Raw genomic sequence first — 22563 nt, forward strand, 5'->3', positions numbered from 1 at the left:
AATGGGCGATTTGAAGATCGTGGAAAAAACAGCGAAGTGGTTTGAAGAGAATCAAACTAAATCGGTTCTTGTGTACACAGCATTGGTTGCCGGTTTCACTTGGGGTTGCTTTTTCTTTGTATTTGACGAAAACAAAGTGAAATTTTACGAAGCCAAAGTCAGTAGAGCAGAAGCTGAAACGAAAGAAGTAACCGCAAGAGCATCTGTTCTATCCGCCAGATTAGAGTTCTTGGAAAAAGACAACTCAAAATTAACGACTTGGCTTGAAGGAACTAAAAACTCAATACCATACTATGAGAAAGAGATCACCCGACTAAACGAAAGGCTATCCACCGAGCATCCTACTCCGAACACGCCCCCCCCTGACACGCCATTGGATCAGCCGCAAAAAGCAGTTGCGTACTCACATACTGAATCCCGCGATGCTGGCACCACTTACAGGGATTTGAGAACGCAGGCTATGATTGGCGTCCAGTCCGTATCAATAGAGCGCACCGCTAGAGTTATAGTTAACCTGCCAGACCAGGTTAAGCCAATAGAGGATAAGGACGCCGCGCCAGGAACTTCGTGGGGCTTTGTCCACTCTGGAAAAAATTATTCTTTATCGCTGGATGCAATCGACTGGGCTAGTGGCAAATACACCGTTTCCGTATTTGAAAAACTCTAGAGTTACTACCAACACAACCCAACTAAAGTATTTAATTTTTTCCTTTTAAGGACGTGCCCTGACAGGGCTGCCCATGGTTTTGCTCAAAGAAATAGCCAGCAACTTTTTAGTTGTCAAAGACCATTACCCCCCCTGCCCCCCTCCGTACCAAAACCATCAAGAACTTAACCGCAAGGCAAGGACTGCCGTGCGGATACCGAGCCGGCCTAGCGCTGCGCTTAAAGGATGGTTTGGTAGCTTCCGGGCTGTACGAAGAAGGTCCGGAATAAGAGGCTCCTTTGCGGGCTATTCATCGGGATTCCGTGAGTGGGCCCCGCCAATCGTCGACTAAAAGCAAATCCCAAAAAGCCTGCCTTTGCGCGGGTTTTTTTACGCCCGTTAAATTTTTTATTAGCAGCGCTATTTACTTTAAATAGCAGCACTGCTACTTTTATTCGCAAGCCAGACAACACCGGCCCAGCAGCGAAAGCTGCGCCGCTCTTTAACAACCAGCGCCATGAACGACTACCCGGCCAGTCCGGTTAGGTCACTCCCGGCTCCATCGGTGGGAGGTCAGTAAACCGATGAACAAAACCGCACTTGCCTCTACCGGCGACCGGCGATCCGACAGGCCCGAAAGCCTGCCAACGCGCAGCCCACTGCGACGGCGGACGAGGTGTTGACCGAACTGAGTGAATGACCTGGTAAGCGGGTGCGGAGAAACACGGAATTTTTCACTGATGCACCTGGTGACGGGTGCATTGGGAAAACAACCGGAGGCAGCAGCATGCAAATCAACACGCAGAAAACGGTGCAGGTCGACGTGACTGAACTGCACCTCTACATCAAGGTCCGCGATGGATTCGCCGCAGGTCTGAAAGATGCTCAGGGCGAGGAAGTCGGCAGCTATGAAGGCTACGTGCCGGACTTCTTCCCCGGCCAGCACTACGGCGACTACTTGATCCTGAACATCGATCTGGAAACCGGGCAGATCAAGAACTGGAAGAAGCCTGGCGCCGCTGACATCGAGAAGATGCTCGCCCAAGGCGAAGACGACTGAACAACCAGCGCCACGACAGCCTGTCGTTAACTGCCCGATCCTCTCTATGAGAGCGCATCGGGGTGTGATCTGAGGCTAAGTCTCGGGCAGCGGATGTGCCAACCGGTCGCCTACAGGGCGACCCCTTCCGCCGAATACCGGTTGAGCCCCGGCCAGATCACACCCCGATGCGCACCCGACAGCTCAAAGGTTGCAGCTGTATTGATATTCGAATGGGAAAAAGACGGTATCGACCACCAGAGAGAACGGCGCGTCGATCAGCAAAAAGGGAATCAGCTTTCCTTTGGAGGTACCCACCAACCACCAGTCGAATCGCACGCCAATGTAGGGGCACCGGTGCTTGTCATAATCCATGCGCATGGCGGTTGCCATACACCCACTCAGGCTGGCAACCAGCACCAGTAAAATCGCTTTTCGAACCACGTAACGTCCTTATTACTTCTTTGTGCGGAGTTGGATAGACGCTAGCGCGCAGAGTTAGTCACCCTCCCCCCGGCAGCACCCGAATGCACTCCCCTCCGCGCCCAACGGCAACCAGCGGAGCGGAGCGGAGGAGTGCATCCGAGTTTTGTTGGATCAACACCCCGCCACTCTGGAGACGACCATGTCAGCTCTACGCAAGCCCATCCCGGAAGATGACTTTCTCGACACGGAGGCCGGTCAGGAATGGCTGACCGATTCGGTCGACGATCTGCTTTATCGGCGCCACGTCGAAGCACCGAATCCGGTAGGCCGAAGCAAGGTTTTGGTCAACGCCGACCACTTACCGGAGGCGCTGGCGGATCACATGGCCGCAAACCCTGATCCTGATCGGTACATCGAGAAGATCCTGATCGAACTGATCTGTCGCGGGGGTGGCGGTGTACTGCACAAGTGGGCCGTTGAGGCAGTCGGAGGCGATCCGCTGGTTGTTCGAAGGCTGGCCGGAGACCTGGTTGCGGTGCATGCCAACGAGTACCGAGATGCCAAGCGCGAAAGCGATCGCGTAGAGCGGGAGTGCGGCTTTTGAGCCCGCACATCCTGATCGACCAAGCCCTTGATGGTGTGTCGGCGCCGGCCGGCGAAGAAGACATCAGCCTGCTGGTGCAGGGGCTGATCACCCGCCTCTTCACCGACGGCGCTATCACCACCGACGAGTTCAACCACTACTGCAAACGCCTGCGTGACACCTGTCAGCGGCGCAAGGAGGAAGCATGAGTACGGCGCCGGTTAAATCGCTCATCGACGAACAACTTGAGGACATCAGCGCTCACAACCTTCGCGAGGCATACAGCCTGGCAGAGCGGCGCGGATTCTTCGGCGCGCCAGTTGAGCAATACGCAGAGCCGGCTTACGGCGGTCGTGTTCTTCAGGTGCTTCGCTATCGAGTGCAGAAATATGGCCCGTGCGATGAATGATCGACAGCACGCCCGCCGGATTGTCTTCTGGCGTAGCTCATTCTTCGCGCTCGCAGCTTGCACCGCTTTCATGTTGTACGGCGCCCTCTCCGCGCCAACCCCTCAATAGCACACACCTTTCAATCGCTGCGCACCGCGCGGCAAGGATTACTCATGTCCACGAATACGCGGATCTGGGATCAGGTCAACACGACCGATCCGAGTGCCACAAAGAATTTCACCGGAATGGGCGGCTTCAAGGGTACGGCCATCAAGCCGACCTACCTGATGCGCAAAGCCACCGAAGTGTTCGGCCCATGCGGTGAAGGTTGGGGCTGGACCATCCTTGAAGAACGATTCGACGAAGGCGGCCCGCTGCAAGCACCGACCAAGGAATGGCCGACCGCGCCACTGATCAACGCGAAAGTCCACACCGTGAGAATTGAGCTTTGGTACCAGGGCGAGGGCGGACAGAAATGCACGGTGACGCACTACGGCCACACACCGTTCGTCCTCCTGCAGCAAGGCAAGATAATCACCGACTGGGAGGCGGCAAAGAAGTCGCTCACAGATGCCATCGGTAAATGCCTCCAGCCGCTCGGATTCGCCGCAGACATCCACATGGGGTTGTTCGATGACGCCGCGTATGTCGAGACGGTTCGGGATGAGGTGGCGTTGAACAAAGCCGAAGATCGTGTAGCAGAGGAAGATCGCCAGAAGCAGGAGCGGCTGGATTACATCAAGTCGGTCATCGACACGATGGGCGGCGCCCAGTCGGCTCAGGAGCTGAAGAAAATCCACGACGTCGCCGTGCGCAAACTGACCATCCGCAAAGACACCAAGGGCGTTGAGCGAGTCTCGTTGGAGTGGAAACGAATCAAAGAAGCATCTGAACGGGAGAACGCAGCATGACCCAGCTCTACGCACTGACTGGCAAGCTTACCGAACTTCAGGAAATGGCGGATACCGACGATGAGGGCCTGAAAGAGGCCCTGCAGCACGCGATGGACGAGATCCAAGGTGAGTTCGAGGTGAAGGCCGACAACATCGTCATGCTGCGTCGGAACATCGAGAGCGATATCGACGCCATCGACAAAGAGGTCGAGCGTCTGAACGAACTGAAGCGAGTGAAGAAAAACAGCGTTTCCCAGATCAGTGATTACCTGCGCCGGAACATGGAAGCCGCGGCGATCAAGTCAATCAAGCGACCGCTGTTCACAATCACGCTGGCCTTGGCGCCTGAAAAGGTGATCGTCGACAAGGAAGATGAAATTCCGGATGACTTCATCGAAACGAAGACAGTGTTCGCCCCTGACAAAAAGTCGATTGCGGCGAAGCTCAAGGAAATCCGTGATCACAACGACGCGGTGCGCAAGCGCATCGAAGCCGGCGAAGACGCGGAACATGAACTGCTACCGGAACCGGTCTGGGCTCACCTTGAGCGCGGCGAAAGCTCGATCCGGATCAAGTGAGGCCAGCATGATCAGTCTCAACCTCAACGCAGTTCGAGCAAAGCAAAATGAGTCGGATGAAATCACCGCTGCGATGGCCGACTTCTGGGCGCGGCCCGGCAGCACCTTCAAAGAGCTGCCGGCGACCCGGATAAAGCCCAGGCCTACGCGGCGGGACTGGGTAGACCCTGAAACGGTCCTCAAGCGGCGGCCGAAGCCGATATCGGCAGCCGACCGCAAGGCGCTGCGCACAATGGCGGACTCGCTATGAAGTCGAAACGCAAACCTAATAACGGTTTCGCCCGGGCCGAACGCAGCTGCCGGGCGCTGCTGCGCACCAACCACGTCGCGGTGGTAAACATCGACCCCAGCGGCAGCCAGATCATGGCGAACTGGAAGAGCTGCCGGCAGATCCGCAGTTTGGCGATCGCCAACGCGATCTTTGATTTCTCCTACCGCTGGACGATCTACATCGCCGCCATGTGTCGAGACGAGCGCGGCGCCGAGTACATCAAGTCGGTGGAGATCTCGCCCGAGGGCATCTACAAGGTCGAGCGCCTGACCGATGCGATCGAGCATTACTACCTGGACCTGCGCAACAGCGCGAACCCGGCCCATCTGGTGGCATCGGGCTGGATTGCCATTCCGGACGAGGTTTCGATGGATGAAGCCCAAGCCGCGAAGCTGTTCTACGCCGCCGGCGCCTGGCATCAGGTGAAGATTGCAGCGTGAGACGTTTTCGCACCCAACAACGCAAACGACAGACCTGGCTGGACTTGCCGGCCAGCGGAATTGAAGAGGTAGTACATGGCAAAGGCTGGAAAAGAGCGATCTGCGAAGGCCGCCGAGAAGCGGATCGAGTACGACGAGAAGGAGCTGCGGCACCGGGTCAGGCTCGGCACCCGGCAGAAGCTTGAGGAATTGATGGCTTGGAACGACATTGAAGAACTGAGCGAGGCGATTCAGAACCTAATTCTGAACGCTCATGCGCTCGGGCCAACCCTTTCGTTTCAAGCGATGGAAAGCCCGCGCCACAAAGTACAGATAAGCGAAAACGTGGCGCGGATGTTTCGTAATGAAAGCTTGGCAGAGCTGAAGCGAAATCCAGGGGATGAAAGCATCGAGCCAAATTGAGGATTCTACGTATGGGCGTTACAGCGTGCGAAAACGTAGAAGCCTGCTCACTAGTTCACGACAATGGCCGATTTCCACATCGGAATAATGTCTTCAAATGGGATAGGTTCCGTATATAGCTGCAAAGGATCGTTGATAAAAAGAAATGCCCTAGGCCCCCATGCGGAAGGCACTATCGCCATTCCTCTTATTACCACAACGTGAGCCATTCCTGCCTGGTCCATCTTTAGCTGCATAATCACGGGATGGCCGGATGCAAGGGTACCGTAAAGTGTGAACGGATCAGTAGGTGGAAGAATTTTAGAGGGTGACCCTCCAAAATATTGGATCAAATTCTGAATGTCGCTCAAATCACCAGTAACAGCACAACTCATCGGATTCTGGCAGCAGAATGCCGGGCTAGCATTTTTAGCGGCGGCGACCATCGCGCATTGACGTGGGGTAGCCGCTCTTCCTCGCATACTTAATACTATCTGTTCAGACACGGCGGCCCAGCACCACACAGGCGTCTCTTGTAGAATATTTGGTATCGGTAATTCAGTCTGATCAGCGGACGCGAAGCTTGAGAAGCACATCACTCCGAGCAGTAATAACGCAGCTACCTGCCTCATCTGAAAACTCCTTGTTTGTTATCGTCTCCCGGAGCGTAGCTCGCTGTAGGCAAATTGCTACCAGTGGCGTTGTCGTATCTTCGCGGAAATTGCCGCAAGAGCTTTTCACACGAAGCTCGGCGCCTCAATCAGACGGTCAGTTGATCCCATGTAGGTGGCGAGGTCGATGATTTGGCGAAGGAAGACGACAACTTCAAGCTTCTGACCATCGTCCGGCAGCCCTATCCGTTTCAACATCGCTTTAGCGTCCTCTTCGATAGCCGCTAGCGCATCTACATCGCTCTGCAACCTCATGTCGGCCTCCTGCCAGTGTGAGCTTAAGGATAGATACACCAGTTGGCGACTTGCCGGCCAGCGGAATTGAAGAGGTAGGCCATGGACAAGACTGGACAAGAGAGATCGGCGAAGGCAGCGCTGAAGCGTATCGAGTTCGACGAGAAGGAACTGCGGCACCGGTGCCGGCTTGGAACGGGGCAGAAGCTGGAAGCATTGAAGGTGCGCCACGAAATCGTGATTAGCGAAAAGGTGGCGCGGGAATTCCGCAATCAAAGTTTGAATGAAATAAGTAAGTTTCCGAGAGATGAGATTATCGAACCAATTGGCGTCTAATCCGCCATGCAATCCGCAGCCTATAAAATAAATAATCTCAGGAACTCTAAAACCTAGATTTATTGTGGTCGTTGTCTGGCTGAAAAGCCCTCTTCCCCCTCATCATCTCCATACCATTTTTGCAAATCAAATATACGAAGACCTTCAAAGTCATTTAGAGCTCGATAACGAACCTGAATTTCATGCTGCCCCTCAATGGCATCAAAAGAAAAAATGCGCACCGTCCCCTTGTTTAAAGGTTCAAGATCCAACTGAAACTTACTGCCACCTCTTCCAGCTAGAGACACATTTACACAATCACAATATCCGCCACTATTCTCTATTTCGAAACTATCAAAAAACTCGCCTTGATAGTGATATCTTTCCTTATACCTAACTTCAAAAAGAGGCTGCAAAAGCCTATGTTGATTTTCTAACGTAACATTTTGAATCCTCGCCATTTCGGCCTGTTGCTCCACAGAGTTTCTCAACTCCATAGTTTGTAGATTCAACGCATCGGTACTCAATTTTAACTCGCGACCTTGTTGCAAGTACCCTAAAACCAACCAAAGGAAAGCGACTGGCCCGAATACACCTGCAAGAAAGTCTCCTAATTCGTTTAGCTCAAGGTTAGTAAAGCTATCAAACTTAAAAGCGACCGTCGTTGCGATTATCACGAAATAAAGGATAGTGCCCGACATCCCCCACAACTCTGCTTTCTTCCCCACAATCAACTCCCGTAGACGACTCCATGCCGGTCACCTGCAATACCCCAACCCAAACCAAATTGCCACCACCGATCACGGAAGGCGGCGCCTGACTGGAAAAAATCTATGACCATAATCGCACTGGTCATCCGCTACCACGGTGCGAAGTTCCGGCTTGCGTCGTGGGTGCTGCAACACTTTCCGCCGCACACCTGCTACGTCGAGTCATTCGGCGGTGCCGCCGGCGTCCTGATGCAGAAGCCTCGATCGTATCCCCGGACATCTAACAACTTGGCGGCGTCGTCGCTTGCGATTTTTAGCTGGCCTTATGGGGCGGATGGATTTGCAGACTGTTTATCCTTCAGATCAAGATATCGCTGAGTTCGGTAATACCATAAGAACGAACCCACGAGCGAGACAGTCAAAGAGAATAATTGCAAATACCCGTAAAATCTCGACAATTTTTTCAGCTTCTCAAAATAGTCCTTGAGCAAATCAATACCTACATTAATCTTTGCATTTACAACCTTCAAATCTGCAAATTTAACTTCGATTTTCTCACGAAAGGAAACCAACCGCCCCTGCGCACTCTCCAACTCTTCTAAAGTTGGCTTTCCCGCCATCAATTCATTTATTTCCTTTGTAATTTGGTCCGCTGACTCTGAAAGATTTTCTAAAGTAGCTAAAAATTCAGCCTGTTGCATGGTCAAGTTATCAATCTTCAACTCTAGCTCATCTGACCGCTTATTTAAGTCAAAAAAGAAAAAAACAAAACATAGCATCCCTGCAATAGCAAGAAATTTGTACAGATTATCCGTTGGCGCTTGCATCATTGCTCCTAGTTATATCTGGCGTAATGCCATGGCTCTTAATGAGCCACTTCTACGAATCACGCCAGCCGACGAGACCCTCCGAATTAATCAGAGCATATTCTTAGTTTTATCCCACTCGATTTTTAAAATTTCTTGTGTCACGTTCTTCAATTGTTCACACAACTCAACAACACCCTTCGACTCCGTACCTTCACAGAAGTAGACACCTTTATTGACCAGCATCAATAACTCCTTAAAAAGTTCTTCTTTGGGATTCGCAAGAAGCTCGATCTTATATTTAAGCTCAAAAATTTTTGTTCTTAGATCATTACGAGTTCGGACCCACACGATTACCAGTTCAGTGCCAATCTCCACCTGATTTTTCTCGGTAAGTTTTTTACCAAAATCTAGTTGTGCTTCCTGCTCACGAATATGCCCATTCATTGTTAAGAGCAACGACAAATATTCGGCGCATGATTCGCGAAGCTGGTCAATCCACGCTTGCCTACTAACTTTAACTGCATTTGATCGTGCTATTTTTTCTTGATTTTTGTGTGCTAATTCGAGCGATTTTTCTTGAGCATCGATGGTTCCTTTAAAAATCTCTTCCTGCTGAATCGCATTTTTATTTGACGTCCGTATCGTTAACCATGTCCCCAAAGAAAAGACAGCAATAGTAGCCATAAAGCTAAAAAAAGTAGCCCAGTCAAATCCGGAGTCAATAGCAACTTTGGGTATTTGCTCTAAATAGACAACTGAAGTTTCGTATTTCATCACCAATTCCTTTAGTCGCGCGCTATCAGGGCGACATCATACTCACGAGGAACTGTCATGCCCATTACTTACGGCTCGGTCTGCTCCGGCATCGAGGCGGCAACGCTAGCTTGGAAGCCGCTCGGCATGCGGGCAACTTGGTTCGCCGAGATCGAAGCTTTCCCCAGCGCAGTACTCGCCCACCATTACCCGAACACGCCGAACCTCGGCGACATGACCAAACTCGGCGCCCAGGTGCTGGCCGGCAAGATCGCCGCGCCGGACGTCCTCGTCGGCGGAACACCGTGCCAAGCCTTCAGCGTGGCCGGGATGCGCGAAGGCCTCACCGACCCGCGCGGCGCCCTCACCATCAAATACGTGGAGCTCGCAGATGCAGTTGACTATGTTCGAGCAGGCCAGCGAAAGCCGCCCTGCGTTATCGTCTGGGAAAACGTCCCCGGCGTCCTCAGCGACAAAGGGAACGCCTTCGGATGCTTTCTTGGCGCGCTTGCTGGGGAAGACTGCGAACTGCAGCCTTCAGGGAAGAAATGGCCGGACGCTGGTTGTGTGTATGGACCCAAAAGAACAATCGCGTGGCGGATCCTGGACGCCCAATATTTCGGCCTGGCCCAACGACGCCGCCGTGTGTTCGTTGTCGCAAGTGCTCGAGACGGATTCGATCCCACCGAGGTACTTTTTGAGCGAGAAGGCGTGCGCCGGGATACTGCGCCGCGCCGAGGCGAGGGGCAAGACGTTACCGGATCAGCTCCTTTCGGCCCTGCGCTCCAGTGCGGGTGTGGATACACCTTCGACGAGTCACTAGGGCAGTACGGCTGCCCGAACTGCGAGGGCGACGAAGGGCCAGCGGTTGGTGTGTTCTGCGGAGTACCGGCGTTCGGCGGCCACAGCCTCGGCGGATCCGTCGAACGATCGGCCACGCTCACCGCGAAGGACACCCGGCTCGACATGGAAAGCGAGACGTTTTTCGTCGCGCCGACATTGGCCGGCGGCGGACGCAAGTCCGGAGGATACTCGCTCGACGACATCCCGATCACCGCGCCAGCGCTTCGGGCTCAAGCTCAAAGTAGCCACCGAGCCGACTCCGAGGCGTTCATCGTGGCTGGCACTCTCAATTCCAACGGCAAGGCGGCCGGCAGCGCAACCCAGCAGGATGCAGAGTCCGGATTGCTGGTTGTTCACGGCACGCAAGACCCCGGCGTGTTGAATGATCAGGCTCACACTCTCGGCCGGAACAGTGGACAGGAGAACGTGCTCTATTGCCGCGAAGTGGCCCAGACCGTCACCAGCAACTACGGAAAGCAGTTGGACAACACGAACTCAGCCCTGGGGCCAAACGTCGTTGTTTCCCCAATTCAAAACGCAACTCGGGGTAAATCACAGAACGGAATCGGTATCGGCGAAGCATCTGATCCGATGTATACGCTTGATCAAGGCAGTCAGCACGCGGTCATGGTTGCAGCTTTCGCCGAGAACTCTCGATCGGAAATTCGTTATGAGGACGGCGACGGAGGTATCACTGGGGCGCTGGGTTGCGGCGGTGGAAAACCCGGCCAAGGAATGCCGTCGGCACAGGTCGGCGCCTCAGTTCGCCGCCTGATCCCTCGAGAGTGCGAACGCCTCCAAGGTATGGTCGACGACTACACGCTGATCCCGTGGCGCGGCAAGCCTGCCAGCGAATGTCCGGACGGTCCACGCTACAAGGCGATCGGAAACAGCAAGGCCGTTCCGTGCGTGCGCTGGATCGGTAGGCGCATTCTTAAGCAGATCACACCCAGCCCGTATGTTTAAGCGCCTCGATAAAACACAAAATTGCGGTGATCAGCTCAATCGCCCTTGTTAGATCTTTCATTCAATAATCCTCAACTGGTCTTTAGGCAAAGGTTTTCCTCTGCTATAGCGGCCCAATTGAATTTCCCGCCGACCACCCTCCACCGCCCGGGCATGCCCCGGCATAGGACGCCCCATGCCCACAGAAAACAAACCGGCCGAGCCGCTGCCGACATTGGCGATCGACGCCGAGCCAAAGCCATATCCTGACCGCCTGTGCCATATCGATTACGCGGCACACCCATATCGTTGCGGATGCTTGAGTGGCGACGATGAAGCGCAGCGGCGTTTTGATGAATACCAACGCGACACCAAACTGGCGACACCTGAGGGTGATGTTGTGCGACTCACCGCCGAGCGTGACGCCCTGCAGAAGCGCCTGAACGCAGCGGATCAGCGGATTGATGAGCTGGAGCAAGACAAGGCCCGTTTGGATGCCATCGAAGCCAATTGCTGGGATGTCCGATACGACAGCAGTCCCAACGGTGATGCCGGTGACAGCGGCATCAACATCGAGGTTGTCGGCCATTGGATGGATAAGCCGTTCGAGCGCGTAATCGGCGAGAACTACAACGAGAACCTGCGCGCTGCCATTGACCAGGCCATGACAGCTCCGGCCTATCCGCCTGCTCGCCCTGAATATCCAGAGCCAGAAGCTACCAAGGATTATGACTGGCATATGAACCCGTGCAAGCAGGGTCACCGCGATGTCGGCGCTGCCAGCGGCGTTGCGCACTGCTACACGTGCGACGAGAAGATCGAAGCGGCCACGACTCAGGAGGCTTTCGAAAAGTGGAACGCAACGCGCCCGCCAGCTAACGACAAGCCAGTTTAGGCCTTCACCGGGCTGCTCATCGAAAAAACGCCTCGAAAAAACATCCGGCATAAACCGAATTTAAGCCAAAAAATGCCGCCTACTCGGCTGTAGGAGTATTGCCTTCACTCGGACGACCATCGAGCGCTGGCATCGGGTCTGTCTGAACACCTATTAGGATAGAGTTCCATGCTTCGTAAGCTAATTTCTGACGTAGCACGGCTTCTTGCCAGAGAGCACCGGTAACCTCGTCAGCCACGACCAGCATCATAAGTTGATTGGTGGTTGCATCGAGATCAAGCAGGTGTTGATGGGCTTTAAACCGGAAATCATTGTCGGTAAGCATTTGGACACACGTGCGATGTAGGACTGGCGCGGGACGACGAGCCGTTGTTCCTGTCCTTCGAGTGTGACATGCCGCTGGAGCTTTGAATACTCAACCAAAACGCTCAGGGTAGCTGGCTATCTATCCAACGCTCAGCAACTGCCATTGCCTCAGCAAGCGCGCTTTGATAGTCAGGCCATGGCCCTGGCAGTTCAGCAACAGTGTCAGCGAGGCCTGGGATGCCGCCCTCTTCAAGGACGTGTGCTGCCGCGGGCGAATCATCGTTGGGCTTTTCCCAATCGAACTTCACGACCAACTTATGCCCGCGGTACTCGTGTGTTATTGGCGCATCCAAACTGTGTGACATGACCGATTCCTGGTCGCTAATTAGTAGATCTAGTTTTAACCCGCTTTGGCAAATGGCTCTATCGAGGCAATCTGCCATCCCTCCCCCTTCAAAGTCAGCCGCTATAGCGGCAAGGAATTCCTATGCTCGATGCAAACATCCACCACTCACTGAGCACGCTCACTGCAAGCCAGCTGGCGAAGCTGCTCGTCATGCGCAAGGGGCTTGAGTTCGGCTATGCCTACACGCTCACCGACGATGATGGGCAGGACAGCAACATCGACAATGCTTTTCTATCCGCCGCGCCGGGCGAACTACTCGACACCTTGTTCGACGAAAACGAGCATGACGATGCCATTAATGAGGTGCGTTATGAGGCTGAAGACGTTCGCGGTATCCCTTCTTGGTGCCACTACAGTTGGGAGCGCAACTACGAGGTCGATGTGAAGGCCTTCATCCTGCCCGATGGCCGTGCACTCGCCTTTTGTACGATGAGCGGCGGCGGCAAGCACAGCGAGCCAGACGCCTACCCTTGGGTTGAAGAGGCCAAATTCATCAAGGTCGCTGGAGTGGAAGAGCGCGTCATCAAGACTTACAAGTTCGATGATATTCCTGAAGCCTTAGCAGTGACACCATGATCCTCGCCCCGCTCTACATGGCCTACCTCATCTACAAGGGGCCGTGGCGATGAGCAGAAGCCCCCCGCGTTATTGGTCTGCTTGGAGCTGGCTCCTAAGTGAACACTTCAGGCGGCAGAAGTCCGGGGCGCTTGGGGGCCCATAGAATAACCTCCGCTAGTGGGGACGTTCGAAACCATGCTACCCGATGCCGCTGAGCGAGCTCGATCAACGCCCCAAGCTAGCGCCGTCGTCATTGTGTCATTAGGTAAGTCATCGTGAGCCTCCTCGAACATGAGTCTCCCGCCTTTATCGTAGACGCCGATGAACAGCTGGGTCCGCCCCCTCCTGGAAACCCTCGCTTGAACATCAATGAGCATGCCGTTGGGGAGCACTTCGTCGTGTGATCGGCAGTGCAGCTCGCAGTCGGCCCACAGCCAATATTTGGACCCTCTACGCATCATCATGCTCGCCTCCTTTTTATTTGAATTCGATGAAATCGATGGAGACGGAAACAGTTATTACAGTTTGAAAAAAGTGTCAACCCACCACCTCGACCTCCTGTCGGGTGCAATCTCCGAACATGAATTCACCACCTTCTGCCGCTACGCGCGGCATGGAGCATCACAATGGAAAATGAAATTCTCTCCGACGAGGAACTGGCGGAACTCACCGGCTACAAGGCAAGGGCATACCAGCGCCGCTGGCTTATTGATCGCCAGTGGGTGTTCGTCGAAAGCCGCGGCAAGCGCCCGCTGGTTGGTCGGATGTATGCCCGCATGAAGCTGGGCATGATCAGCCCCACCATTGCCGATCCGAACCCGCCGCCGGCCGCACCGGTATGGACACCTGATTATTCGCGAGTGAACTGATATGCGCCCCCGCAAGACCGAGCACCAACACCTTCCCCCTCGGATGTACAAGCGCTCACGGAAACGCAAAAACGGCAGTACATGGACCGCGTATTACTACCGCGACCTGCTCGGCAACGATATTCCTCTGGGCAAGGATCTCGATAAAGCTCGGCTGAAGTGGGCCGAACTCGAAGCCAAGGAAAAACCCCTTGACCTGCGCACTATGAAGGGAATTTTCGATCGGTACATTCGTGATGTGGTGCCAAAGAAAGCACCACGCACGCAAAAGGACAATTTGGCGGAGATCAAACAACTGCGGACGATGTTCGACAGCGCCCCGATCGACTCAATCACTCCAGCAACGATTGCCGGTTACCGGGATGCGCGGTCGGCAAAAGTCAGGGCGAACCGTGAAATCGCGACTCTCTCCCACGTATTCAATATTGCGCGGGAATGGGGACTGACGACGAAGGAAAACCCCTGCCAAGGCGTGCGCAAGAACAAGGAGACGCCGAGGGACTATTACGCGAATGATGTGGTTTGGGAGGCGGTTTACAAGAAGGCAGCTCAGGAGCTGAAGGAAGCGATGGACCTGGCCTATCTGACCGGGCAAAGGCCGGCAGATGTGCTGGTTATGCGGAAGGATGATGTTGAAGGCGGATATCTGACTGTTCAGCAGAACAAGACGCACAAGAAGCTGCGCATTCAAATGACGACCGCCGGAGAAGCGAACAGCCTGGGCATTCTGATCGCGGCGATCACAGAGCGAAACGCTGCCCACGTTTCGAGCTACCTGATTGTCAACCGGAGCGGTAAACGGATGACTGCGACGATGCTGAGGAAACGATGGGACGCGGCGCGAGAGAAGGCAAAACTGGAAGCTCTTGAGCAGGGAGACGAGCTGCTGGCTAAGCGAATCGGAGAATTCCAGTTCCGGGATATTCGGCCGAAAGCGGCGTCGGAAATCAGCGATGTGGGTGACGCCAGCCTGTTGCTCGGGCACACAAAAGGCGACATTACTGAGCGGGTTTATCGCCGTGTCGGCGCGATCGCCAAACCCTCAAAATAGGCAAAAAATGCGTTCCATAACTCGAAACACGCCCCTTGTAGAATGCGGTCTGTAGAGGTGCTGCAAAACAAAAGTATTGGAACGAAAAAACGTCTGACGCCGCGTATTCTGCGGCTTTCCATAGCGGTCTTGAAAACCGTCGACTGTAACAGGTCCATGAGTTCGAATCCCATCGCCTCCGCCATCTTATGTACGACAAAGCCCTGATTATTCAGGGCTTTGTCGTTTCCGGGATTCGCGAAAGTTTCTGCCCTGCTCAAGGTGATCCCTGAGCTTGATGGACGAACAGAAGATCCCACGGAGCACCACACGAGTTTTCTTCTCAGAACCGGCTATCACTGCGCCGAACGCCGCATCTCCTCCCGAGTAGGCATGCTCCAGTCCGAGGCGCGCCTTTCATAGATAGAGTCGGGCTTATGCTCTTCGTAGCCAAACATCAACAGGTAAAGCCCCAGCGCCAGCGCTGCCAATAGTGCCCTGCCGACCGGATCGGCATCCTTCGGCAGTCCACCGGGCCCGATTGCGACCCAGCCACCGCGAAGGTACGCAAACACGGCTTGGGTGAACCATGCCTGCGCCCCTACACATGTCCAAAACTGACTCCACCCGCCTGTAAAGCGCCAAAAAACGCTGACCAGGGAGGCGATGGCCATGACAGCCAGGATCAAGTAACGAAAACGCTTGAGAATCCTCAGCGCACGGCTTTCCTGCTCCATATTTGCCCTGATTTCACATAATAATTAACCGTCGAGACTCCAAGTATCGACCGATGTGGCCCCAACATTAGTACCTGCAGATATTCCTCCTCCCCCGTCAGAATCAGTGATTACTCAGGCTGGCGTACAATCGAAAAAAAATCCACGAGCAAAATTCAGCCCTGATACTTCTCAACCTCCACAACTACAACAAATTCCTTTTCACCTGAACAATGTAACTACACCGTGACAAAAAACATACATCCCTCGCCCTGTTTCGCCTTGACAGGGTAAACCGCGCGATGGAAGTATCCCTCCGCTATCGAGTCATTCGAAGTCTCGACAGCCATGGATAACTCGTAAAAATAAAAAATGAAAAGGAGTTTCATTATGTCTGACCCTCGCCTGCACTCTCTTCTTCCTCTCTCTACCTTTTCATTTCTCCCAAGACATTCCTGACCGCAATCGACCGCACATTTTCAACTGCGCGAATTCCCGTGTGCTCACGTATATCGATGGCAGAGAATAACTATGAGAGTAGTCAACAGTTCCGTCCTGAAAGAATGGTATGACAGGGAATACAGCGCCAGCGATAACGGCGCCCTCTTCGGTGAGTTGCGCGGTGAATTGAAACAGTTCCTGGATGACCTGCCCGCGGGTCCCGGCCAGGCTCTGGAACTGGGCTGCGGCGACGGGCGCAACCTTACCGCCCTGGCCCGCAAGGGCTACAGCGTGAGCGGCGTCGACATGGTCGACAGCACGGTGCAGAGTCGCAAGCACAATCACTGGTTGCGCGAGTTGAAGTTCGAGCAGGCCGACATTCTCGATTACCTCCCGGCCGCCGCTGCTTATGACGTACTGGTGTGTTCCGAAGTCCTGCACTTTTTCACTCCGGTCGAACTTCAACAGGTAATGCCGAAAATAATCGGTGCAGTCAAACCGGGTGGCTTTATATTCCTAGACCTATTGTCCGACTTGACGCGTTATTTCCAGGCAACGGGCGAACCGTTTATCTGGGACAAGGAAGCCGGATTATCCATTCTGCAAAGCGAAGGCTTCTTTGATCGCTGGCTGAGCGATTTCGAGATCTTTGCGTTCAATCATTTCTTCGACAAACAAAGTTGGCCATTGAGCAACTCGGATAACTTGCCAATTGACCCTTACACCTGGCAAGGCACGTATGTTTCGGTGTGCGCAAGAAAACGCAAGTAATCCTCAGGTTGTGCTTGAAAGGATATTGAGCGATGCAACTTTTTCATCAGGTTATCGCGAACAACGCGAGCTTATACCCGACAAAACCGGCGATTGTCCTGGATGGGGTGGCGACAACTTATCAGCAACTGCAACAGCGAGCGGATGACCTCGCTGCCCTGCTGCCAACGCTGGGCGTCGAACCGGGTCATCGCGTAGGTTTTTACGCCCCCATCAGCGTTGACCTGATCGCCGCCTACCTGGGTGTGCTCCAGGCCGGGGCCATCACCGCCGCCACTCATCACACCCTGAGCCGCGCCAAGCTGATCCACCAACTCAAACAGTCGGGCGCACGGGTGCTCATTACCGACTGTACAGACGACCTGCCAGAACTGATGGAAGCGGCCGGCCTGGATCTGATCCTGCTCACCGTCGCCGGGCCAAGGGTCTCACCGCGTATTCGCCTCCTGGCCGAAGCCATCGCCACGAACCGCAAACATAACACGCGTGCCGCGCCAACACTGGCTGCCGACCCCGAGCGCAGCACTTCGATTTTTTACACCTCAGGCTCGACGTTCAATCCCAAGGGCGTGCTGGTCAATCACAGGATCATGGTGGCGGCCTCCAGCCGAGTCACCGCTTACCTGCAGAATACCCCCGACGACCGCGTCCTCAGCTACTCGACGCTGGCGTCCGACTATGGTGTCTATAACGTGATGATGCCGTTGTTCGCCGGTGCTACCAGTGTCATCGAAAGCCGGCCCGCCAGCAGTGCCGACGATGTGCTGGCGGTGGTCGAGCGCGAAGCGGTAACCGCCATGCATGTGTTCCCCCCGGTGTTTTTCCTGCTGGCCAATACCGACCCGCACTGGCAGGCACGGATCCCCAGCCTGCGCTACATCTCGAGCAGCGGCCAGGCCCTGCACACCCGGCATATCCGGCAAATCCGCCAGGCGTTGCCTCAGGTGCGAATCTTCTCCAATTACGGGCTCACCGAATGTAAACGCGTCAGTTACCTGCCGCCCGAGGAGATTGACCAGCGCCCGACCTCGGTGGGCAAACCCCTGCCCGGCGTGAGCGTTTATCTGGTGGACGAACAGGGCCGGGCCATCGACCAGCCCGACCAGGTCGGTGAACTGCTGGTGACCAGTGATTACCTGATGCTGGAGTACTGGGACATGCCCGAGGCCAATGCCAAGGCGTTCATCTACGAGACCTTCGGTCATTCGCGGCTGTACCGCACCGGGGATTTGTTCAAACGCGACGCCGAGGGTTATCTGTATTACGTCGCCCGCAAGGACGATGTCTTCGCGCGCAACATCTGGAACGTCAATCCGCGGGAAATCGAGCAATTCCTAGCCTCGCATCCGGCGGTCGCCGAAGTGCTGGTGGTGCCGGTCGCCGACGAATCGGCCGGTCATGTGCCCAAGGCCTGCATCGTCCTTGCGCCACGCCATGAGCAGACCAGCGAACAGGCCCTGCTCGATTACTGCAAGACGCGTCTGGACTGGCACATGGTGCCGGCTCACTGCGTATTTCTCGACGCCTTGCCGAAAACCGACTCGGGCAAGTTCACCACCCAAGGACTGATCTGACAGCAGGAGCTACCCATGAATAGTTGCCAGCAACCGCTACAGGATGACGCCAGCCTGGACCACGACCTGCAACAAAGCGCGATGCTGAAACTGGCCGGGCATTTCCACAGCCTCGCCACTGGTGCCAGTCAGGTGCCCCTGCAGTCGTTGCACAGCCACCTGCGGTCGCAGATCGCCGACCCGCAGATGCTCGATTACCACGATCGACTGATCGAGGGAGCAGGCCCGTTGTTTTCCCACTTTCTGGCAAGCGTGCCCTACATACTGGAAGAATTGTCCAGAGTCGGCGTGGCTTTGACCCGGCTGTCTCAGGCCAGTGTTCGAGAGCCCGGCCAGACGTTCAGTCTGTTTGAGGTGGATGCCTTCGACGGCAGCAACGGCCGCGCCTTGGCCGGGCATTCAGAAGGCCTGATACGCAGCTTTACTTCATCACCCAACCAGGCCAATCAGATCGCCTTCGACCGGCACGCCAACCGGGCTCTGTCACGCTTTTTTCCGCAATCGGTGTTCAAGGTCACCCCCGCCGTTTTGCAAAGCGACGAATACCGGGGCTTCGAGCAAGGCTTCGATTACATCTATGAAATGGCCGCGTTCCAGTTCTATAGCCGCGACCGCGAGCGCCAGATCGCGCATCTCCAGCAGTTCCTCAAGCCGGGAGGACTGGTGTTTTTCCTTGAGAAGCTCAATCACCCCGAACCCCAGGAATACTTGCGACGCGAGCGCGTCAAGGACGAAGTGTTCAAGACCCGCTACTTCAGCGAAGAAGAAATCAACTGGAAACGCCAGCAAATGCTTGAGCAAATGCAAAACGGGCAAGTCACACTGGAAGAGCTGACAAGCGCCCTGTCGGCTCGCTTCAAGCACGTTCACCTGCTCTGGAACAGCAGTAATTTCTGCGAGTTCGTTACCTCGGATGATCCTGCACAGCTTGAGCGCTTTCTTGGGTTTCTGGGGCCCGTGGTGCAACCCGCAGAATTCTGTTTCGAGGGCTCGCGACTGGGCGCGTTGTCACCCGTGCCTCAAGGTGTCAAGGAACCCGCCAATGTCTGACGCCTTGGAACAGCTCTGCCATCCTGCCGCCCTGCCCGGCTACTGCGAGCGCGCTTTGCAGCACATTGCGGATTGGCGGGACCGGGCCAGTGCCGCAGAAAAAAACCGTCGTTTGAGCGACAGTACCTTTAACGAGCTGTTTGCTGGCGGCTGGCTGGATCTGCTGTCACCCCGCGCCCCGGTCACCCGCAGCGGACACTGGCCGACCCTTGTGGAAAGTGCACGCATCGCGGCCAGGGCGTGCGCCTCCACCGGCTGGATGATGGCGCTGGTGGGCGGTCACGGTTGCATCGCCCGACGCCTGCCACCTGCCTGTCAGGACCGGCTGTACGCAGAGGGTTCCCGGCAACTGTTCGCTTCAGCCTCCAGCAGCGCCGACAGCCAGCTATCCCTGGAAGCCGCGGGCATGCGCGTGAATGGGCGCTGGCGCTTCAGCTCCGGTATTGAAGACGCCACGTGGCTGATGCTCAATGCGCCCTGCCCCAACCATCCTGACGCAGCGCGTACGCCACGCTTCCTCGTGCTGATGGCCGCGCAGGAGGTTCACAGACTCGACAGCTGGGACAGCTGCGGCATGGCCGCGACCGGCTCCCACGATGTATTGACCCGGAACGTGTTGGTCCCCCACGAACACGTTTTCGCGCTGCAGGAAGTGTTTGCCGAGTCGCCTGCCATGACCGGCACCGACTACATCGACCGGATGCCGCTGGTGCCCTATCTCACCACCTCAATCATCGGCCCGCTGCTGGGCTGTGCTGAGGGAGCCTATGCGGAGTATCTGCGGTCGCTGGCCGGTTCGCCACTGAACAGCGAGCCCAGGATCATCGAACAGATTGCTCATTCGGCTGCGCAGTTGTACAGCGCAGGGCTGCTGTATGAATCGCTGATTTCGCGGCTGCACGACGCCGGCGTGCAAGCGCGCGCGCTCGACGCTCGGCAGTTGCTCCAGCTCAAGCGTGACCGCGCCTATCTGGCACAGCAATGCGTGCATGTGGTCCATCGCCTGGTGGAGCGACTCGGCGCCTCTTCGCTGGTGGCAGCCAACCCGCTCCAGCGTCACTGGCGTGATGTCCAGGCCATGGCCGCACACCGCGACCTGGTCTGGCACGACGCGATGCAGTCCTACGGCGAGGCGGTCCTGAGACCGCTCTGAGATTATCCAACCAGCACTTTTGCAGAGAGGTTCATATGTTCATTCGCAACAAATCCGACGTTGAACAAACACCGTACTTCGTCGAATGGGGTGCGGGCACCAGCCATCGCCTGCTGACCGAGCGCGACGCCATGGGTTTTACGTTGTGTCACACCGTCGTGCGTGCCGGTACCGAATCGCTGCTGCACTATCGCAATCACCTGGAGGCATGCTATTGCATTGCCGGAGAAGGCGAAGTCGAAGACATGCAGGGCAATGTGTTCCCGATTCGGCCCGGCGACGTGTATGTACTCGACCAGCATGACCGTCATTACCTGCGCGGCGGCAAGGAGCAGGACCTGATCCTGGTCAGCGTATTCAACCCGCCGCTGCGCGGAGACGAGCGGCATAATCTCAACGACAGCCAGGGATCGGCGTACTGAAGCACGGCTGGCCACGCGGCCAGACCGTCGACAAAAAAGGAGCTTATTTTGCGCAAGGACTACCTGGCATTTTTCACCTCGTTGTTTCTGTCGCGGCTGGCGGATCAGATCCTGCTGTTCATCGTGCCGTTGGTGGTGTTCCAGACCACCAACAGTGCGTCCTGGGCCGGTTTGGCGTTTTTCGTCGAATCGCTGCCGCGCTTTCTGGCTTTCCCGTTGTGCGGCGCCTTGTGCGACAAGTTTTCGCCCATCCGCATCCTGCACATCAGTCAGGTCTACCGCGCGCTGCTGTGTCTGGTGGCGGTGGGCATGTTCGCACTCTTCGGTGGCATCGCCTGGGTCGTGGTGTTGTCGGCGTTGTGCGGCGTGCTGACCACTCAAGGCATCATGGCCCGCGAGGTATTGATGCCACACATTTTCCAGCACTACAGCTATACCAAGACCTTGTCCTATTCGCAGATCGCCGATCAGACCGGGCTGGTGCTCGGGCCACTGGTGGCTGCGTTGCTGCTGGAAGTCTGGGCCTGGCATTGGGTGGTGCTGTGGGTCGCCGGTCTGTTCCTGCTGGCGGACCTGAGCATGCTGGTCTGGCAACGCTTCAGCCGTATCACGCTGGAAGTGTTCGAGCAGCATCAGGACATCTGGCTGCAACCCTTGCGTATCGCTTTCAAGCATATAAGCGAGTTGGCGGAGCTGAAAAAAATCATCCTGCTGGCCGTCGGCGTCAACCTGATCGTCGGCGTCACCCTGGCGACATCGGCGGCGATGGTGATCGGCGAGTACAGTGCCGGCAAAGATTCGTATGCGGGACTGCAGGCGGCCGGCGCGGTTACCACCATCGTGATTCTGTTCTTCCTCGCCCGGGTTGAAATCCCGCAGCGGTTATTGGGCGGGGTCGCTTACTCGATGATCGCTGCCGGCGCCCTTATCAGTGCCCTGAGTCCGAACCTGACCGGCTACGTGGTGGGTTTCCTGCTGATCGTCGGCTTCGACAAGATGTTCAACATCTACATGCGCAGCATCCGCCAGCGGGTGATTCCGGCCAAGGATTTCGGCAAGACCGTGGGTGTGATCACGTTGCTCAACAACCTGTCGCAACCGTTGGCGGGTTTGCTGGTGGCGCTGCTGGCCACGAGCGTGGGTACGCAAGGCGTGATCCTGATTCTGGCCGCGCTGACTATGCTGCTGGGCGCCGCAGCGGTATGGTGGTTTGCCGTCAGCAGAGGAACCCTGAATGCCGAAGAAACCACCGGCCCCTGAAAAGAACGCCAACGCCGCAGACATCGAGCGCTCGATCCAGGCCTTGAACAGAATGGCCGAGCGCCTCTGGGGTGAAGGTCGAGAAGCCGAGGCCAAAGCGCTGCTCGATGCGCTCGACGCGTTGAACCGGGCGCTGGACAGAATCAGGATTGGCGAGAGTCGCCGAGCGGCGACTCTTCACTGACC

The 22563-nt window shown here is 55.8% G+C and carries 31 protein-coding genes; 23 read left to right on the top strand and 8 right to left on the bottom strand.

The genetic code is table 11. The annotated features are described in order from the left end of the window. Position 1: 1 nt before the first annotated feature. The gene (locus tag ACRRSD_RS01975; protein WP_435036877.1) at positions 2–667 is read left to right on the top strand and encodes a hypothetical protein; all 666 of its coding nucleotides are present in this window, start codon (positions 2–4) and stop codon (positions 665–667) included. Positions 668–1433: 766 nt separating this feature from the next. After that, on the top strand, positions 1434–1706 hold the full coding sequence (locus ACRRSD_RS01980; protein ID WP_150596909.1) for a hypothetical protein: 273 nt from the start codon (positions 1434–1436) through the stop codon (positions 1704–1706). Positions 1707–1889: 183 nt separating this feature from the next. On the opposite strand, the gene ACRRSD_RS01985 is transcribed toward ACRRSD_RS01980, so the two are convergent. Then, positions 1890–2129 carry a YceK/YidQ family lipoprotein gene (locus ACRRSD_RS01985; RefSeq protein ID WP_435036878.1) on the bottom strand — a complete coding sequence of 80 codons (240 nt, stop codon included), beginning with the start codon at positions 2127–2129 and terminating at the stop codon, positions 1890–1892. Positions 2130–2310: 181 nt separating this feature from the next. On the opposite strand from ACRRSD_RS01985, the gene ACRRSD_RS01990 reads away from it, so the two are divergent. From ACRRSD_RS01990 to ACRRSD_RS02025, 8 genes are all read left to right on the top strand, one after another. Continuing rightward, positions 2311–2715 (top strand): hypothetical protein, encoded by a 405-nt coding sequence (locus tag ACRRSD_RS01990; protein ID WP_435036879.1) that lies wholly within the window; start codon positions 2311–2313, stop codon positions 2713–2715. Then, a complete protein-coding gene (locus ACRRSD_RS01995; protein ID WP_258717530.1) occupies positions 2712–2903 on the top strand; it encodes a hypothetical protein in 192 nt (63 codons plus the stop codon). Before ACRRSD_RS01990 ends, ACRRSD_RS01995 begins: the two co-directional genes overlap by 4 nt. After that, complete coding sequence (locus ACRRSD_RS02000) at positions 2900–3103, top strand: hypothetical protein (RefSeq protein ID WP_339494626.1); 204 nt, start codon at positions 2900–2902, stop codon at positions 3101–3103. Before ACRRSD_RS01995 ends, ACRRSD_RS02000 begins: the two co-directional genes overlap by 4 nt. A gap of 153 nt (positions 3104–3256) precedes the next feature. After that, positions 3257–3994 carry a hypothetical protein gene (locus tag ACRRSD_RS02005; RefSeq protein ID WP_435036880.1) on the top strand — a complete coding sequence of 246 codons (738 nt, stop codon included), beginning with the start codon at positions 3257–3259 and terminating at the stop codon, positions 3992–3994. Next, on the top strand, positions 3991–4554 hold the full coding sequence (locus tag ACRRSD_RS02010; RefSeq protein WP_435036881.1) for a siphovirus Gp157 family protein: 564 nt from the start codon (positions 3991–3993) through the stop codon (positions 4552–4554). Before ACRRSD_RS02005 ends, ACRRSD_RS02010 begins: the two co-directional genes overlap by 4 nt. A gap of 7 nt (positions 4555–4561) precedes the next feature. Then, positions 4562–4804 (top strand): hypothetical protein, encoded by a 243-nt coding sequence (locus ACRRSD_RS02015; protein ID WP_435036882.1) that lies wholly within the window; start codon positions 4562–4564, stop codon positions 4802–4804. Next, entirely contained in the window at positions 4801–5265 is a 465-nt protein-coding gene (locus ACRRSD_RS02020) for a hypothetical protein (RefSeq protein ID WP_435036883.1), read from the top strand. Before ACRRSD_RS02015 ends, ACRRSD_RS02020 begins: the two co-directional genes overlap by 4 nt. 75 nt (positions 5266–5340) lie before the next feature. Further along, positions 5341–5667 (top strand): hypothetical protein, encoded by a 327-nt coding sequence (locus ACRRSD_RS02025; protein ID WP_435036884.1) that lies wholly within the window; start codon positions 5341–5343, stop codon positions 5665–5667. Positions 5668–5717: 50 nt separating this feature from the next. Here the strand turns inward: ACRRSD_RS02025 and ACRRSD_RS02030 are convergent, their stop codons facing one another. Continuing rightward, a complete protein-coding gene (locus ACRRSD_RS02030; RefSeq protein WP_435036885.1) occupies positions 5718–6278 on the bottom strand; it encodes a papain-like cysteine protease family protein in 561 nt (186 codons plus the stop codon). 105 nt (positions 6279–6383) lie between these two features. Continuing rightward, entirely contained in the window at positions 6384–6572 is a 189-nt protein-coding gene (locus ACRRSD_RS02035; RefSeq protein ID WP_435036886.1) for a hypothetical protein, read from the bottom strand. 81 nt (positions 6573–6653) lie between these two features. Here ACRRSD_RS02035 and ACRRSD_RS02040 point away from each other — a divergent pair, with 81 nt between their 5' ends. Beyond that, a complete protein-coding gene (locus ACRRSD_RS02040) occupies positions 6654–6887 on the top strand; it encodes a hypothetical protein (RefSeq protein ID WP_435036887.1) in 234 nt (77 codons plus the stop codon). Between the two features lie 59 nt (positions 6888–6946). On the opposite strand, the gene ACRRSD_RS02045 is transcribed toward ACRRSD_RS02040, so the two are convergent. The 3 genes from ACRRSD_RS02045 to ACRRSD_RS02055 all read right to left on the bottom strand — a co-directional run bounded on the left by ACRRSD_RS02045 (position 6947) and on the right by ACRRSD_RS02055 (position 9159). Beyond that, the gene (locus ACRRSD_RS02045; RefSeq protein ID WP_435036888.1) at positions 6947–7594 is read right to left on the bottom strand and encodes a hypothetical protein; all 648 of its coding nucleotides are present in this window, start codon (positions 7592–7594) and stop codon (positions 6947–6949) included. Positions 7595–7899: 305 nt separating this feature from the next. Next, on the bottom strand, positions 7900–8403 hold the full coding sequence (locus ACRRSD_RS02050; protein WP_435036889.1) for a hypothetical protein: 504 nt from the start codon (positions 8401–8403) through the stop codon (positions 7900–7902). 90 nt (positions 8404–8493) lie between these two features. Further along, complete coding sequence (locus tag ACRRSD_RS02055; RefSeq protein ID WP_435036890.1) at positions 8494–9159, bottom strand: hypothetical protein; 666 nt, start codon at positions 9157–9159, stop codon at positions 8494–8496. Between the two features lie 57 nt (positions 9160–9216). On the opposite strand from ACRRSD_RS02055, the gene ACRRSD_RS02060 reads away from it, so the two are divergent. Next, a complete protein-coding gene (locus ACRRSD_RS02060; RefSeq protein WP_435036891.1) occupies positions 9217–10947 on the top strand; it encodes a DNA cytosine methyltransferase in 1731 nt (576 codons plus the stop codon). A 175-nt stretch (positions 10948–11122) separates the two neighbouring features. Beyond that, entirely contained in the window at positions 11123–11821 is a 699-nt protein-coding gene (locus tag ACRRSD_RS02065; RefSeq protein WP_435036892.1) for a hypothetical protein, read from the top strand. A gap of 79 nt (positions 11822–11900) precedes the next feature. Here the strand turns inward: ACRRSD_RS02065 and ACRRSD_RS02070 are convergent, their stop codons facing one another. After that, positions 11901–12146: a hypothetical protein gene (locus tag ACRRSD_RS02070; RefSeq protein WP_435036893.1), complete on the bottom strand. Its 246-nt coding sequence runs from the start codon at positions 12144–12146 to the stop codon at positions 11901–11903. 468 nt (positions 12147–12614) lie between these two features. Here ACRRSD_RS02070 and ACRRSD_RS02075 point away from each other — a divergent pair, with 468 nt between their 5' ends. The 3 genes from ACRRSD_RS02075 to ACRRSD_RS02085 all read left to right on the top strand — a co-directional run bounded on the left by ACRRSD_RS02075 (position 12615) and on the right by ACRRSD_RS02085 (position 15011). Next, positions 12615–13109: a hypothetical protein gene (locus ACRRSD_RS02075; protein ID WP_435036894.1), complete on the top strand. Its 495-nt coding sequence runs from the start codon at positions 12615–12617 to the stop codon at positions 13107–13109. Between the two features lie 608 nt (positions 13110–13717). Continuing rightward, positions 13718–13960: a DUF4224 domain-containing protein gene (locus ACRRSD_RS02080; protein WP_414892486.1), complete on the top strand. Its 243-nt coding sequence runs from the start codon at positions 13718–13720 to the stop codon at positions 13958–13960. A 1-nt stretch (position 13961) separates the two neighbouring features. Beyond that, the gene (locus ACRRSD_RS02085; RefSeq protein ID WP_435036895.1) at positions 13962–15011 is read left to right on the top strand and encodes a tyrosine-type recombinase/integrase; all 1050 of its coding nucleotides are present in this window, start codon (positions 13962–13964) and stop codon (positions 15009–15011) included. A 335-nt stretch (positions 15012–15346) separates the two neighbouring features. On the opposite strand, the gene ACRRSD_RS02090 is transcribed toward ACRRSD_RS02085, so the two are convergent. Next, positions 15347–15727: a hypothetical protein gene (locus ACRRSD_RS02090; RefSeq protein ID WP_435036896.1), complete on the bottom strand. Its 381-nt coding sequence runs from the start codon at positions 15725–15727 to the stop codon at positions 15347–15349. A gap of 510 nt (positions 15728–16237) precedes the next feature. Here ACRRSD_RS02090 and ACRRSD_RS02095 point away from each other — a divergent pair. Genes ACRRSD_RS02095 through ACRRSD_RS02125 form a run of 7 tightly spaced genes read left to right on the top strand, consistent with a single transcriptional unit; the run spans position 16238 to position 22561 of the window. Further along, complete coding sequence (locus ACRRSD_RS02095) at positions 16238–16918, top strand: class I SAM-dependent methyltransferase (protein WP_435036897.1); 681 nt, start codon at positions 16238–16240, stop codon at positions 16916–16918. A 32-nt stretch (positions 16919–16950) separates the two neighbouring features. Next, positions 16951–18492 (top strand): class I adenylate-forming enzyme family protein, encoded by a 1542-nt coding sequence (locus tag ACRRSD_RS02100; RefSeq protein ID WP_435036898.1) that lies wholly within the window; start codon positions 16951–16953, stop codon positions 18490–18492. Between the two features lie 15 nt (positions 18493–18507). Further along, positions 18508–19542, top strand: coding sequence for a class I SAM-dependent methyltransferase (locus ACRRSD_RS02105; protein ID WP_435036899.1), 1035 nt, complete (start codon positions 18508–18510; stop codon positions 19540–19542). Further along, positions 19535–20695 carry a hypothetical protein gene (locus tag ACRRSD_RS02110; protein ID WP_435036900.1) on the top strand — a complete coding sequence of 387 codons (1161 nt, stop codon included), beginning with the start codon at positions 19535–19537 and terminating at the stop codon, positions 20693–20695. The genes ACRRSD_RS02105 and ACRRSD_RS02110 overlap by 8 nt, the downstream gene beginning before the upstream one ends. Before the next feature lie 35 nt (positions 20696–20730). Then, the gene (locus ACRRSD_RS02115; protein ID WP_034155877.1) at positions 20731–21117 is read left to right on the top strand and encodes an ectoine synthase; all 387 of its coding nucleotides are present in this window, start codon (positions 20731–20733) and stop codon (positions 21115–21117) included. Between the two features lie 48 nt (positions 21118–21165). Continuing rightward, positions 21166–22377 (top strand): MFS transporter, encoded by a 1212-nt coding sequence (locus ACRRSD_RS02120; protein ID WP_435036901.1) that lies wholly within the window; start codon positions 21166–21168, stop codon positions 22375–22377. Beyond that, positions 22352–22561, top strand: a complete 210-nt coding sequence (locus tag ACRRSD_RS02125) for a hypothetical protein (RefSeq protein ID WP_435036902.1) — start codon at positions 22352–22354, stop codon at positions 22559–22561. The genes ACRRSD_RS02120 and ACRRSD_RS02125 overlap by 26 nt, the downstream gene beginning before the upstream one ends. Positions 22562–22563 lie beyond the last annotated feature (2 nt).

The organism is Pseudomonas neuropathica, assembly GCF_051174785.1.
GTDB classification, from domain to species: Bacteria; Pseudomonadota; Gammaproteobacteria; order Pseudomonadales; family Pseudomonadaceae; genus Aquipseudomonas; species Aquipseudomonas neuropathica_A.

Coding starts and splice junctions, on each gene's coding strand:
- ACRRSD_RS02035 (WP_435036886.1), bottom strand. CDS start 6,572: ATGAGGTTGCAGAGCGATGTAGATGCGCTAGCGGCTATCGAAGAGGAC.
- ACRRSD_RS01980 (WP_150596909.1), top strand. CDS start 1,434: ATGCAAATCAACACGCAGAAAACGGTGCAGGTCGACGTGACTGAACTG.
- ACRRSD_RS01975 (WP_435036877.1), top strand. CDS start 2: ATGGGCGATTTGAAGATCGTGGAAAAAACAGCGAAGTGGTTTGAAGAG.
- ACRRSD_RS02115 (WP_034155877.1), top strand. CDS start 20,731: ATGTTCATTCGCAACAAATCCGACGTTGAACAAACACCGTACTTCGTC.
- ACRRSD_RS02070 (WP_435036893.1), bottom strand. CDS start 12,146: ATGCTTACCGACAATGATTTCCGGTTTAAAGCCCATCAACACCTGCTT.
- ACRRSD_RS02085 (WP_435036895.1), top strand. CDS start 13,962: ATGCGCCCCCGCAAGACCGAGCACCAACACCTTCCCCCTCGGATGTAC.
- ACRRSD_RS02125 (WP_435036902.1), top strand. CDS start 22,352: ATGCCGAAGAAACCACCGGCCCCTGAAAAGAACGCCAACGCCGCAGAC.
- ACRRSD_RS02025 (WP_435036884.1), top strand. CDS start 5,341: ATGGCAAAGGCTGGAAAAGAGCGATCTGCGAAGGCCGCCGAGAAGCGG.
- ACRRSD_RS02010 (WP_435036881.1), top strand. CDS start 3,991: ATGACCCAGCTCTACGCACTGACTGGCAAGCTTACCGAACTTCAGGAA.
- ACRRSD_RS02060 (WP_435036891.1), top strand. CDS start 9,217: ATGCCCATTACTTACGGCTCGGTCTGCTCCGGCATCGAGGCGGCAACG.
- ACRRSD_RS02040 (WP_435036887.1), top strand. CDS start 6,654: ATGGACAAGACTGGACAAGAGAGATCGGCGAAGGCAGCGCTGAAGCGT.
- ACRRSD_RS02005 (WP_435036880.1), top strand. CDS start 3,257: ATGTCCACGAATACGCGGATCTGGGATCAGGTCAACACGACCGATCCG.
- ACRRSD_RS02100 (WP_435036898.1), top strand. CDS start 16,951: ATGCAACTTTTTCATCAGGTTATCGCGAACAACGCGAGCTTATACCCG.
- ACRRSD_RS02030 (WP_435036885.1), bottom strand. CDS start 6,278: ATGAGGCAGGTAGCTGCGTTATTACTGCTCGGAGTGATGTGCTTCTCA.
- ACRRSD_RS02090 (WP_435036896.1), bottom strand. CDS start 15,727: ATGGAGCAGGAAAGCCGTGCGCTGAGGATTCTCAAGCGTTTTCGTTAC.
- ACRRSD_RS02000 (WP_339494626.1), top strand. CDS start 2,900: ATGAGTACGGCGCCGGTTAAATCGCTCATCGACGAACAACTTGAGGAC.
- ACRRSD_RS02015 (WP_435036882.1), top strand. CDS start 4,562: ATGATCAGTCTCAACCTCAACGCAGTTCGAGCAAAGCAAAATGAGTCG.
- ACRRSD_RS02110 (WP_435036900.1), top strand. CDS start 19,535: ATGTCTGACGCCTTGGAACAGCTCTGCCATCCTGCCGCCCTGCCCGGC.
- ACRRSD_RS02075 (WP_435036894.1), top strand. CDS start 12,615: ATGCTCGATGCAAACATCCACCACTCACTGAGCACGCTCACTGCAAGC.
- ACRRSD_RS02020 (WP_435036883.1), top strand. CDS start 4,801: ATGAAGTCGAAACGCAAACCTAATAACGGTTTCGCCCGGGCCGAACGC.
- ACRRSD_RS02050 (WP_435036889.1), bottom strand. CDS start 8,403: ATGCAAGCGCCAACGGATAATCTGTACAAATTTCTTGCTATTGCAGGG.
- ACRRSD_RS02065 (WP_435036892.1), top strand. CDS start 11,123: ATGCCCACAGAAAACAAACCGGCCGAGCCGCTGCCGACATTGGCGATC.
- ACRRSD_RS01990 (WP_435036879.1), top strand. CDS start 2,311: ATGTCAGCTCTACGCAAGCCCATCCCGGAAGATGACTTTCTCGACACG.
- ACRRSD_RS02105 (WP_435036899.1), top strand. CDS start 18,508: ATGAATAGTTGCCAGCAACCGCTACAGGATGACGCCAGCCTGGACCAC.
- ACRRSD_RS02080 (WP_414892486.1), top strand. CDS start 13,718: ATGGAAAATGAAATTCTCTCCGACGAGGAACTGGCGGAACTCACCGGC.
- ACRRSD_RS02095 (WP_435036897.1), top strand. CDS start 16,238: ATGAGAGTAGTCAACAGTTCCGTCCTGAAAGAATGGTATGACAGGGAA.
- ACRRSD_RS02055 (WP_435036890.1), bottom strand. CDS start 9,159: ATGAAATACGAAACTTCAGTTGTCTATTTAGAGCAAATACCCAAAGTT.